Source organism: Aliivibrio fischeri ATCC 7744 = JCM 18803 = DSM 507, from assembly GCF_023983475.1.
GTDB lineage: Bacteria > Pseudomonadota > Gammaproteobacteria > Enterobacterales > Vibrionaceae > Aliivibrio > Aliivibrio fischeri.
The window spans coordinates 1,669,600-1,682,371 of sequence record NZ_CP092712.1; the positions used below are offsets into that span (position 1 = coordinate 1,669,600).

12 protein-coding genes are annotated in these 12,772 nt (G+C 38.5%); 5 read left to right on the plus strand and 7 right to left on the minus strand.

The features are described from left to right. Positions 1–65 precede the first annotated feature (65 nt). On the minus strand, positions 66–1,229 hold the full coding sequence (locus AVFI_RS07795) for an amidase family protein (protein WP_188863880.1): 1,164 nt from the start codon (positions 1,227–1,229) through the stop codon (positions 66–68). Between the two features lie 216 nt (positions 1,230–1,445). Between AVFI_RS07795 and purT the strand changes: the two genes are divergently transcribed. The 3 genes from purT (at position 1,446) to AVFI_RS07810 (ending at position 5,344) form a co-directional block, all read left to right on the plus strand. Next, positions 1,446–2,621, plus strand: a complete 1,176-nt coding sequence (purT, locus tag AVFI_RS07800; RefSeq protein WP_054775212.1) for a formate-dependent phosphoribosylglycinamide formyltransferase — start codon at positions 1,446–1,448, stop codon at positions 2,619–2,621. A 188-nt stretch (positions 2,622–2,809) separates the two neighbouring features. Beyond that, positions 2,810–4,000 (plus strand): amino acid aminotransferase, encoded by a 1,191-nt coding sequence (locus AVFI_RS07805; protein WP_005419624.1) that lies wholly within the window; start codon positions 2,810–2,812, stop codon positions 3,998–4,000. 150 nt (positions 4,001–4,150) lie between these two features. Beyond that, complete coding sequence (locus AVFI_RS07810; protein WP_199414938.1) at positions 4,151–5,344, plus strand: ISL3 family transposase; 1,194 nt, start codon at positions 4,151–4,153, stop codon at positions 5,342–5,344. Positions 5,345–5,363: 19 nt separating this feature from the next. On the opposite strand, the gene AVFI_RS07815 is transcribed toward AVFI_RS07810, so the two are convergent. Both AVFI_RS07815 and cysB read right to left on the minus strand, forming a co-directional pair. After that, entirely contained in the window at positions 5,364–6,557 is a 1,194-nt protein-coding gene (locus tag AVFI_RS07815; RefSeq protein ID WP_188863606.1) for a methyltransferase, read from the minus strand. A 32-nt stretch (positions 6,558–6,589) separates the two neighbouring features. Beyond that, positions 6,590–7,564: an HTH-type transcriptional regulator CysB gene (gene cysB / locus AVFI_RS07820; protein WP_005419628.1), complete on the minus strand. Its 975-nt coding sequence runs from the start codon at positions 7,562–7,564 to the stop codon at positions 6,590–6,592. A 282-nt stretch (positions 7,565–7,846) separates the two neighbouring features. Between cysB and AVFI_RS07825 the strand changes: the two genes are divergently transcribed. Continuing rightward, a complete protein-coding gene (locus AVFI_RS07825; protein ID WP_026029322.1) occupies positions 7,847–8,611 on the plus strand; it encodes a hypothetical protein in 765 nt (254 codons plus the stop codon). Positions 8,612–8,674: 63 nt separating this feature from the next. Here AVFI_RS07825 and miaE read toward each other — a convergent pair whose 3' ends face one another. Further along, positions 8,675–9,433: a tRNA isopentenyl-2-thiomethyl-A-37 hydroxylase MiaE gene (miaE, locus tag AVFI_RS07830; RefSeq protein ID WP_188863607.1), complete on the minus strand. Its 759-nt coding sequence runs from the start codon at positions 9,431–9,433 to the stop codon at positions 8,675–8,677. Positions 9,434–9,656: 223 nt separating this feature from the next. On the opposite strand from miaE, the gene AVFI_RS07835 reads away from it, so the two are divergent. Continuing rightward, a complete protein-coding gene (locus tag AVFI_RS07835) occupies positions 9,657–10,040 on the plus strand; it encodes a hypothetical protein (protein WP_054775705.1) in 384 nt (127 codons plus the stop codon). A gap of 30 nt (positions 10,041–10,070) precedes the next feature. On the opposite strand, the gene AVFI_RS07840 is transcribed toward AVFI_RS07835, so the two are convergent. The 3 genes from AVFI_RS07840 to AVFI_RS07850 all read right to left on the minus strand — a co-directional run bounded on the left by AVFI_RS07840 (position 10,071) and on the right by AVFI_RS07850 (position 12,745). Further along, the gene (locus AVFI_RS07840; protein WP_005419636.1) at positions 10,071–10,457 is read right to left on the minus strand and encodes a transporter; all 387 of its coding nucleotides are present in this window, start codon (positions 10,455–10,457) and stop codon (positions 10,071–10,073) included. Positions 10,458–10,709: 252 nt separating this feature from the next. After that, positions 10,710–12,392, minus strand: a complete 1,683-nt coding sequence (locus tag AVFI_RS07845; protein WP_188863608.1) for a DUF342 domain-containing protein — start codon at positions 12,390–12,392, stop codon at positions 10,710–10,712. A 65-nt stretch (positions 12,393–12,457) separates the two neighbouring features. Next, positions 12,458–12,745, minus strand: a complete 288-nt coding sequence (locus AVFI_RS07850) for a glutaredoxin (RefSeq protein ID WP_188863609.1) — start codon at positions 12,743–12,745, stop codon at positions 12,458–12,460. Between the last annotated feature and the right edge of the window lie 27 nt (positions 12,746–12,772).

The following is a 12,772-nucleotide window of genomic DNA, read 5'->3' on the forward strand; positions in this document are numbered from 1 at the left end:
ATTCTATAGATAACGTAAAGGAGGCTTTGTTGGCCTCCTTTTTATTTGATTAACATCTCTGATGTCTATTGATTGCCTTTCCAACGAATAGCCACATCAATCAGTTGTCTATCCATTCCTTTTTGCCCAACTAATGAAATGCCCCAAGGAGAATCATTTACCGTAAACCAAGGTAAATGCAACTGAGGTAAATCCGCCAAGCTTGCTAACGAAATGTATTTTAAAATTTGAGCGTTCAATTTGTATAACTGCTCATCCGTTGCCGTTGTAGGCGGTGCAATATTGGCTGTTGTTGGCATAAGTAACAGTGTTTTTTCATCTAAAATGGATTCTAAAACAGAAATCACTAACTCTCTTTGTTCTAAAGCGATCCTTTCATCTTTATATTTTAAAGACGCAAGCCACTTCATCTGCATCTTTATTTCATTACCTACTGCCGCTTTGTTCTTTTCATACCACAGTTCTAAATTACGCAAACCTCGCGTTGCCGAAAGCACTTTGAAACTCTCTGCTGCCTTAGTGGTGATAATTTTACTGATCGATTTGCTGCGTATCACTTCATAAGGAGAAGATTTAATTAATGTCTCTAACTTTGTTTTCGCTTCTTCTGGAATATCAGCAAATAAACTATCAAGGACGACAATACGTTCCACTGTCACTAATGGAGACATAGGCGTAAGCACGGTTGCTACTTTTCGTATATCTGATAAATTTTTTGCCACCCACCCCAATGAAGTATCTTCTTTTGCAATACAATCGATACCTTGCATGTTTACTGCACTGGCAGATGCTTTAAAACCATATAAACCAGCATATAAAGCAGGAACACGAATCCCACCACCAAAATCAATGCCTAAACCAATATCTGCATCGCCATTAACCACGGCTGCTACTGCACCACTCGATGAGCCGCCAATAAAGCGCCCTTCGCTGTTTTTATTTGGTATTGGGCCGTAGTGTGGATTGTGTCCATGTAGACCAAACCCAAATTCGTCCATTTGAGTTTTACCGACAAATATAGCGCCTTTTTTTAATATAAGATCAACGGCAGGAGCGTTCTCTCTCGCTTTTTTTTGCTCTAATAACCACGTTGGATTACCTTGGCCATTCGGCGTATTTTTTATATCAATGCAATCACTTACAACAAATTTTTTATTTTCTAAAAGGCCATAAAACGCCCATTGTTGTGACTCAACTTCATGAGAGACATACATGGTTTGCTCATCCATAACTCAGCGTACTGTTTAATTTCGAAAATGCAGCATACCAGTCACATAAATGAATACAATTTCACTTATTCTCATTATCAAGAAAACTATCAGTTACGTGATCCAGTTTGCATTTTTAATTCCATTCTATTTATAAGGAATAAATAGCAAACGTTTGCGTATTTAATTAATTTTAGTATGATAGCGCCATCTTTCTTTATTACATGAGAATTTCATATGTTTGGTACAGCTCTGTCTTCTTCTGCAACAAAAGTATTATTACTTGGTTCTGGTGAACTAGGTAAAGAAGTGGCTATTGAATGTCAGCGTCTTGGTTTTGAAGTGATTGCGGTTGATCGCTACCTTAATGCTCCGGCAATGCAAGTGGCTCACCGCAGCTACGCGATTGATATGCTTGATGCCAACGCCTTAGAAGAAGTCATTAATAAAGAACAGCCTGATTTTGTAGTTCCTGAGATTGAAGCGATTGCAACGGATAAGTTAGTTGAACTAGAGAAACAAGGCCTTAATGTTGTTCCAACGGCTAGCGCAACAAAATTAACCATGAACCGTGAAGGTATTCGCCGTTTAGCCGCTGAAGAATTACAACTGCCGACGTCTCCTTATCGCTTTGTTGATAGCTATGAAGAACTTGTTGAAGCTGTGAAATTTGTCGGTATGCCTTGTGTTATTAAACCGGTAATGAGCTCTTCTGGTAAAGGTCAGAGTGTTATCAAAACAGAAGCAGACATTCGTACTTCTTGGGATTATGCGCAAGATGGTGGCCGCTCTGGTGCTGGACGTGTCATTGTTGAAGGGTTTGTTGATTTTGATTATGAGATTTCATTATTAACCGTTCGTGCTATTGATGGCGTTCATTTTTGTGCACCAATTGGTCATCGTCAAGAAGATGGGGATTACCGTGAATCATGGCAGCCACAAGTAATGACTGAGGCTGCATTAAAACAAGCACAAAATGCGGCAGAGAAAGTGGTAAACGCCCTTGGTGGTTATGGTTTATTTGGTGTAGAGCTTTTCATTAAAGGCGATAGAATTTACTTCAATGAAGTTTCCCCTCGCCCACACGACACAGGTCTTGTGACACTTATTTCTCAAGAGATGTCTGAGTTTGCGCTTCATGTTCGTGCCTTTACTGGAATGCCTATTAATCAAATTACGCAATACGGTCCTTCGGCATCGTCAGTAATTTTAGGTCAAGGCACTTCAACTAATATTCGTTTTGATGGCTTAACAGACGCACTTTCGCAGCCTCAAACTCAAATCAAATTATTTGGTAAACCAGAGATTGATGGACGTCGACGTTTAGGTGTTGCGATTACACGTCGTGATAATTTAGAAACCGCTATTGAGGATGCAGTAACGGCTTCAAATAAAGTTCAAGTGATCTATTAAGTTACAAATATGTATAGCAGAATGGTTTCAAATACCGTTCTGTTGTACTTTTTTAACCTTCTTATTCTTTTTTTACTGCTAAATCCATTTAATTTGCTTTTTTCGTTACCTAACCGTTGCAAACTTACAGGATTAACAGGTATAAATAAGCTAACTCTTTTATTTTACTTACACCATGGATGATGACTATGTTTGAAAAAATCGCTGCCGCTCCTGCTGACCCTATTCTTGGCTTAACAGATGAATTTAAAAATGACCCTCGTGCTGAAAAAATCAACCTTGGTGTTGGTATTTACAAAAACGAAGCGGGTCAAACTCCAGTTTTAACCACAGTTAAAAAAGCAGAAGCAGTATTGCTTGATACAGAAAAAACAAAGTCATACCTAACCATTCAAGGTACCGCAGAATACGGCCTTGCAGTACAAAAGCTACTGTTTGGCGCTGATGCACAAGTAATCACTGAAAAACGCGCACAAACAGCTCAAGCTCCTGGTGGTACTGGTGCGCTACGTGTAGCTGGTGAATTCATCAAACGTCAACTTGGCGATGTAAAAATTTGGATCAGTAACCCTACATGGGCAAACCACATTGGTGTATTTACTGCTGCTGGTATTGAAACAGCGCAATACACTTACTACAACGCAGAAACGAAATCTAAAGACTTCGCTGCAATGCTAACGGATTTACAACAAGCGGAAGCTGGTGATGTGGTTCTTCTACACGGTTGTTGTCATAACCCTACTGGTATCGATCCAACGGCTGATGAGTGGGAAGAGCTAGCTAAGCTGTGTGCAAATAAAGGTCTACTGCCATTATTTGACTTTGCATACCAAGGTTTTGCAAAAGGTGTTGAAGAAGATGCGGCTGGTTTACGTACTTTTGCTCAATACTGCCCAGAGCTACTTGTAGCAAGTTCATTCTCTAAGAACTTTGGTTTGTATAACGAGCGTGTTGGTGCATTTACTCTTGTTGCTAAAGACGCAACGGTTGCTGCGGATGCATTCTCTCAAGTTAAAGCTATCATCCGTTCTATCTACTCTAACCCACCAGCTCACGGTGCTGCTGTTGTTACGCATATTCTTAATGACGATGCGCTACGTGCAGAATGGGAACAAGAAGTCGCTGAAATGCGTGACCGTATTCAAGAGATGCGTACTTTGTTTGTTACAACACTAAAAGAGCAAGGTGTGGATGCAGACTTTAGCTTTATTGAACGTCAAAACGGTATGTTCTCTTTCTCTGGCCTTTCTAAAGAGCAAGTAAACCGTCTGAAAGACGAATTCGCAATTTACATCGTTGGTTCTGGCCGTATCAGTGTTGCTGGTATGACAAAAGACAACATGCTTCCTCTATGTAAAGGGATTGCTGCGGTTCTTTAAGAATCAGAAGTAATTGTAAGATATAGAAAAGGCGCTTTAATTAGCGCCTTTTTTTAGGTTCATCGCAGATTAGCGGGAATTGAAAACAAAAACGGCAGTTAGTGGTAAAGTTACATCGCCAAACACAACTTTTCACAAACTGCCGTTTTCATGCCAAATAATACTTTTTTATCATCCTTCTGGAAAGGTTTTCAGATCGTAAAGTCTCATAAAACTGATTCATTAATCTCTATAACCTTAAAACCTGACTCCCCAGCATTCTGCTCTTGCGGGCGACTCTCTGAATTTACTCACGATACTCAGTGGCGAACTATTAAAGACGCTATGATATTAGGAACTCCAGTTGAACTTTTGATTCAGACTAGGCGCATTACATGTTTGCTATGCGGTACAAAAACGGAAGCAATATCTTGGCTTAAACCATACTCACGCCTGACTAATCGATTGATAGAATATATTGAACAACTGCTGCCTTTGCTGCCGATTAAACATATTTCAGAACTGACTGGAGTACATTGGCACACGATAAAGAATATTGATAAACAACGACTTAAACGAGTTATCCCTGACATACCATGGGATAAATTACGCCAACTAGTGATGGATGAGTTTGCCATATTTAAAGGACATCGATATGCAACAGTGATTGCCGATGCGCAGACACATCAAGTGCTTTGGATTGGTTTAGGTAGAAGCCGAACTGATATCAGGCCTTTCTTTGAAGAGCTTGGTAAGCATGCCGAAAATATCGAAGCAGTGGCTATGGATATGAATACAGCTTTCGATCTCGAAGTGAAAGCTCATTGCCCTAATGCACGTATTGTATACGATCTTTTTCATGTGGTAGCCAAATATGGACGAGAGGTAATGGATAGGGTTAGGGTAGATCAAGCGAATCAACTCAAAGAAGACAAAAAAGCTCGTCGTTGGATTAAGCGTTCACGCTGGATCCTTTTGAAAAATAGAGACAATCTAGACGTAAATCAACAGAGTTATTTAGATGAAATACTTTCGGTAAACCACGATTTAATGGTGACTCATTTGCTAGGAGAGCAATTAAAAGAGCTCTGGTATTGTGACTCAGAAACGCAGGCAATAGAACTATGGGATGTATGGTGGCAACAGGTAAATGAGAGTGGGATCAAACCACTAATCAGTTTTGCACGAAAGTTAAAACCATACCTTCACGGAATTGTTAGTTCGTCTTTATATCGATTAAATACATGTACACTGGAAGGAATAAATAACAAAATTAAGTTAATCAAAAGAATGGGGTATGGCTACAGAGATACGGACTATTTCTTTATGAAGATAAAAGCGGCTTTCCCCGGAAAGCCGCGATGAACCTTTTTTTATGCCAGTTTCACACTCTCTTAGCCTGAATGACAATATTTCTTGGGGTATCTTCTTTTAAACAAAACTCCCCGATGCGAACGTTATAGCCTGCCTCTTCTAATAATAAGACACGATCCAAACATAACCAGACTTCTAACGGACGTTTAAATACTTGCTGCACTAAATCGCACTTTTCCATCACTAGAAAGGCTTCTTTCCCTTTGTTTAACCAGTGAGAGAAATCAACGTCATCTGGTAATTGCAGTTTTTTATGCTCACTCGCCCATCGGCAAAAAGCGTCAAAGCCATCACTTAATAATGATTTTTTAATGCTTGGTACAGGGACATAATTATCATTGCCAGTAACAAACTGCTGCAAGGCATTAAACCCTAATCGATATTGCATTTCCTGCTCTCGATGATGTTGTGTGCGTTTCCCTGCGGTTACTGTCTCTTGCAGTGGCAATCGTAAATCTTCTTTAGATAAACGGATCTGCGCTTGTTTTGATAATGCAGACAGTCCTTCATAAACCGATGACTGAGTTAAATGAAAACAGCAAGGAGATAAAGTAACGGCATCTATAGACTTATCTATGCCCTTTTGAATTAAACTTACGTGAAGATCACCACAAGCATGCAACGCTATCGCATGTTGGTTAGCTTTAATCAGTTCAGATGCACTTGTTGCCAACGCATCACCTTGAATAAACGTCATGTCTAATTGATGTTTATCTGCGTATTCTTGACCACTACGGCACAACGCATCTTGCCACTCTAATGTGGTTACAGGTTTATCTGATGCCACATTAAGCACCCGACCTAAATATCCTTTACCACCACACCACTCTAGCCATTGCTCTTTAGGCTGTGAATATTGAATACCTAAAGCACTTAAATTGGTAATTTGCTGCCATTTACGACCGTTAATTCCAGAATCCAACCCTTTTGGCATCATTAGCGGAGCCGCTTGTAATTGCTCAAGCTGACTTAATGCATGAAGGCCATTAACTTCTGGAATAAAAGCTGAGAGTGCTTGCGTTAATTTTTCAGGGACTCGCTTTAATTCCTGCACCTCTGCCAGAGTTAATCCATCAAGCCAATGGCTTAAATTTTCATGCATGGTGCGCCATGGATAATCTGAACTATGAAAAGCAGAAAATTGCCAAAAAAAGACCGTCTGCGATAACAAACGGTCTATATTTAAAAACTGCTGAGAATGCATTATATGCCCCTGAAAATAATATCAGGGCGATCTTAACGGACAGGAAGGTTTATGTCTTTAAACATCTCTTCAATTTCATGATTATTTTTCAGCATCGTTGCTTGCTCAACAATTGGACGTGTTAAATGCGGTGCAAAGCGTTCCATAAAATCAAACATGTAGCTTTTTAAGAATGAACCACGCTTAAAGCCAATGGTTGTGGTACTCGCATCAAAAATATGGCTTGCATCAATGGCTACAAGATCAGAGTCTCGCTCTTCATCCATTGCCATGCTTGCTATTACACCAACACCAATCCCTAAGCGAACATAGGTTTTAATGACATCTGCATCGGTTGCTGTAAAGACAATTTTCGGTTTTAGGCCCGCTTTATTAAAGGCACTATCCAAGGCTGAACGACCCGTAAAACCAAATACGTAAGTAACTAATTCAAAGGCTGCAAGATCTTCAATCGTCACTTGCTGTAGTTGTGCTAATGGATGATCTTTTGTGACCACAATAGAACGATTCCAGTGATAACAAGGAAGCATGATCGCATCTTGATATAAATGAAGTGCTTCCGTTGCTATAGCAAAATCGGCCGTACCTTTGGCTATTGCATCGGACATCTGGCTTGGTGTGCCTTGATGCATATGCAATGAAACCGCTGGATATCGATTCTTAAAGCCTTTAATTACATCCGGTAACGCATAACGAGCTTGAGTATGCGTAGTAGTAATATTTAAAGTTCCTTTTTCTGGGTGCGTATGCTCACCAGCAACCGATTTAATACTCTCAACTCGAGATAAAATTTCACGTGAGATTTTAACGATCTCTTCACCTGATGGGGTTACTCTTGTTAAATGTTTACCACTGCGCTCAAAGATCTGAACACCAAGTTCATCTTCTAATAATCGGACTTGTTTACTAATGCCTGGTTGTGAGGTGTATAGCGACTCAGCAGTTGATGATACATTCAGACTGTGGTTCACAACTTCAACAATGTACTTTAATTGCTGTAATTTCATTTTATGATTTCCTGTAATCCTTTACATTAAATTCTACTTATACGATACAGTTATATACCTATTCCTACCTATTTTCAAAGTGTTATGTTTATTAATTATATTTCGAACATATTACAGACAAATACATTAAAGAAATGTGAACAGGTGTCGATATATCTTAATGACAACCCGTATATAACTCCCCTATACGCTAAAATAGCTATTGGAGTTAATCACCTGCTATTCATTTAGTTTACAAGGTGTTACACTGGAAAATATTACTACTGGATGTATGATAAAAATATGAATATTGCTCTTATTATTGGTCTTTTTGGGATTCTGCTTACATTGATTATTGGCTACAACATCATTGTTCAATATAGAACAAAGATTGAATCTGCCAAAAAACAAGAATCTGCAAAGCATATGGTTATCATTGATTCTACCGAAGAATTAATCAGTAATGCGCATCATCTACCATACAGTAAAGAATTACTCGTTTGTTTAAACCAACGTATTCTTGATGCTTTAAGAGCCATTTCAGAGCTTGAACCACATGATCGCTCATACCCAGGTCGTATTGAAAATATGGAGCAGCAGCTTCAGCAATTAAAAACAGAATACACAGGTGGCGATAGCACTAACTTTAAAGTGCCAAGTAACGATAAACAAGCGATTGTAATGTTAAAACTTGTTAAACGCCTTCGTGATACGCTTCGTGCTGAACACCGTAAAGGACGTGTTAATACACAAGTATTTGTGGCTGAAAACGCTCGCCTTGAGTCTATTCAAGTTCGTATCAATATCGAAAACGTAGTTAAACGTGCTAAAGAAGCAACACAGCGTGGCCAAGCTGGTACAGCTCGTCAATTACTTAAGAAAGGTATTGATGCTCTTTCAAGCAAAAACGATGGCTACTCAAACAAGGCTCGCACTCGTTTACAAGAAATGCTTGATGAATTAAATAATAAGACTAAGAAGAAACAAGACCAAGAATTACAAGATCAATTGGATAAGAATAAAGACGACGATATCGATGTTCTTTTCCAGCCAAAGAAAAAATGGTAACCAATACCTACCAAAAAAAAGATCGCATTATGCGATCTTTTTTTATGTCTGTCTTAATATCACTTAAGCTGGAACACCACTGTGGAATTTAAAATCACTGTCTGGTGTTAATATCAAATCCGCTTCAACCTGAGCAAAGAATGCAACACGCTCATCCACATTCCCACTAGCAACCTGCTGTGCCAGTGCTAAATAATCTTGGTAATGACGAGATTCAGATCGAAGTAATGAAATGTAGAACTTAGCCAAATCATCATCTAAAAACGGAGCTAACTTAGCAAAACGCTCACAAGAACGGGCCTCAATAAAAGCACCAATGATCAGCTTATCAATTAAGGTACACGGCTCATGGGTAATCACTCTCGTAAATAATCCTTTTGCATAGCGCCCTGCTCTAATATTTTGATAAGGCACACCACGCTGATCCATGATTTCTAATACTTGATAAAAATGATGAAGCTCTTCTTTTATCAATAACACCATTTTATCAATCAGATCTTGGCTATAAGGTGAATCAGCACGTGCAGTGATCTTTTTAGAGATGTTACTTTTACCCTTTAGCGTCTCTAATGACCCTACGTGTTTATAGGCAAATTCTTCATACGGTTTAAACCAATCCAATAACGCCTTTGCTCCTTCAGCATCAACAGCGTATTTGCGTATTAAATACATTGCACTCTGTGCCGCTTTTAATTCACACATTAAGTGGTCACGCAAAATAACCGATAAGTTTTCAGGCTTTTTTGCTTCTTCTATCCATTCGTCAGGCGTTTCACACTGCAGAAAAGAATAAATTGGGTCTAATAAAGATTTGTCGTACATAGTTTTTAACCATTAAAAGTTCTTATCGCCAGTATACCAAACCTCACCATATAAATTCATTACGTAAGGTAAAAATCAACAGTCCTTTTCTTTCAATAACTTAAAATCAAAGCTGCTTTAATTGCGTTTAAGATCTCAATAAACAAGCAAAAATAGCTTGATCATTAACCGATTTAAAAGTACTGTATAAATACACACTGTATGGATGAACAGGTATTTTATTATGAACACAGCAATGGCTCTTACTACTTACTCAAACTCATTTAATTATTCTATCTCTCAACGCATTTCTAGCGCGGCTAGCCAAGTAAATGCACAGTGTGAGAGCCAGTTTATTCAAATTTTAAAAAGCTTGTCTAAACAAAATAAATGGATTTTTATTACTGCAAATACAACAATGCCAAGTAGCGAGTCGCTTCTAAAGCATGGTATTGAATTAAGTAAATTCGTACGTTTAAAAGAATCTCATCGTTTAACTGAAAATGAAACGATTGAAAAAGCAAAACAATTAGGCACAGCCAGCGCCATTATTTCGAATGCTAATTGTTTTTATTTTTCCGATTCACAGTGGTTAACCCTGAACAGAAAATTAACCGTACTGCATTAAATCTAGGTGAGAGTAGCTGTAAATTAACAACTACTGTGTTTTCTCATTCAAGTGTACATGAAGTAAATCAAAGTCATCAGTTGATTGAGAAATGTCTGTGAAAGTGTTTTCGAGAATATAATTAATCTGCTCTTCATCCAAAGTATAAGGCAGTTTAATTTCTAGATCGGTGATCCCTTCAATACGCGCTAGGCGAATTAAACGGATAATATTTGATTCGTCATTAATATGAGAAGAAAGCACTTGAAGCGCTTCAGCTTGGAGTCTTTCTGATAATGGTCTTGCATCATGAACAGAAGCATTCCATACCGTTCCAAATGTCGGAATGATACTTTTTAACGCTTGCGAAAACGTCCACTTTTGCTTACTTGAATTAACAAGAAACGAGCTGTAATCAAACTCTATTTTATTGCTCATGAATTGCCTCGATATATTCCAACATCTACCTTCAACATCCTATTGAAAAGCATTATTTTTTGTTTCTAATTATTAGTATCCCGAATATTGTTCTTATCGCAAGCATAAAATTGGACATTGATCACACTTAATAATTCTTAGCTCTTTACCTTATCATTGCTCTAACACATATTTTACACTCGCACATTTTAGCAACAAAAAACCGCTACAATGAGCGGTTTTTATATCATTTGATTCTAATCGAATTGACGCTTAATCATCCGTTAAACTCGTATTTTTAGAGACGATTGGATCTATCTTTATTTCATATTCATTAAAGTAGATCTTACATGGACTGTGTTCACGTTTAGTGGTTACTTGTTCATCTGAATATTGAATCGTCACTTTTGGATAAACTCGTTCCGTAACCTTAACAACATTTTCAGTTAGTTGTTTTCTTAGATCTTCTTCAGCAGATTGGAAACGGTGCATTGAAGCGGCAATTTCACGATTCGATTCTTCTTTCATGTTTTGCACACGTTCGATTTGCTCTGGTGTTCTCTCTGCTTTTGGAATTTTTGCTAAATCCATTTCTGCGCGAACCACTTTCATGGTGTTTTCTTGCGCTTCTTTGTATTTGGCATTTAAAGCAACGATGTTCTCTTTGTACTTATCAAAACGAGTAAATGCTTTTACTAATGTTTCAGTACCTGCCGTAGCACCTAAGTTTACGGTCGTGATATTAGAACCTGCGTAAACTTCACCACCAACAATAGAGCCGTTACGTCCTGTTTTGTCCATCACCGTAATTGAGTTCTTACTCTTGATGAAACTCTGAATTGCATGAATACCAAGCTCAATATCACCCGACGCTTGTAAGTCAGCTGATTGCACAAACTTAGCCGTGATTTTTCCACCTGCTTTTACAAAACACGTGTAATCTTCACCCGCTTCTACTTGGTGGCCGATGATGCCTTTCATAGCAATGACATCGCCATGCGCTTGAACATCAGCAGATTCAATAAAGCCACCAACAGTTACGCTGCCAGTTGCTCTTACAATCATATCTGGTGCAATATCACCACTTACAATCACACTACCTTTAAACTTAATGTGGCCTGTTGAAATATCAACCGCATTCAAACAAAGTGCGTTATCGACATCTGCACCATCTTTGTTAATCCAAGGCATTCCAGATGTCGCAGCAATAACCAGATCAGGGTCATCAGGAGATATCGTCGCTCCTTTACCTGCTCGCAGTTTGGTATTTTTTCCCGCGGTTGCTGGAATCACTTCGCCACGAACGGTAAAACCATCAACACCTTTTGTTGGTGGAATACGTCGAATCAGTTCATCGCCTTCCACAACCGTGATGGTTTCACCCAGATCACGCATATCAACTTTATCTTCTTCTCCTTCTTTTTCCTGAGGCTTTAATGCTTGCTCACGAAAATCTTCAACTAGGGGAACAAAACTTGCGTTGGTACCATCAATCGGTTCTTTACCTTTAGCGATAACAAGCGACACTTTCTCACCAGCAGGTAAATTACGACTCAAAAACATGATTTTCTTGAGTGCATTTTTACTGATACCACGGGTGATCTCCATGCTAGTTAAGCCAGAAATCACATCACTACTTACAAGATCACGACCACCATACGCACCGATGACAGCCATCGTCGCTTTCATGTCACGCTCTTCTATCGCAATGATAACTTCTGCATCACGTCGAGCTGCAACCGTACGGTTCTGATGATGAGTCATCATGCCGTTTTTCACATCTTGTATAATCGTTGTAATGATTTTTTCATCAAAATAAAAATTACACGCATTAATCTCTTCTAAACAATCTTTAAAGCTTTTTAATGTCGGTTCTTCATCCGGCTGAAACTTATCAGGAAAACGTAATACTACAACTGAGTCATCTTCCACTAATGTTAGAAGAGATTTCCACATACTTATCACTCTTATTTATCATTAAACCCAAAGCATTTGGATTAACTATGTTAATTTACTGTATTCTACAGTTCAAAACCACCTAAATCCATGTCGGTGTCTTGACGCTCAAAAAACGCCACTAAATCGTCATGTCCACCGATATATTTACGGTCAAGGTAGATTTGAGGAACGGTATTCACTGCAATGTTTTCTTTTTCTTGAATTAAAGCAACCATTTCTTCTTTTGTAAGGTCTTCATCTAAGGTTAATACTTTATATTCAATGCCTTTATCGTCCAAAATTGCTTTTGCTTTAACACAAAAAGGACATACTGTTTTTGAAAAAATAATCGTTTGATGAGTATTTAACATTTTTTGCTCTCTTTAAGTTCAATAATA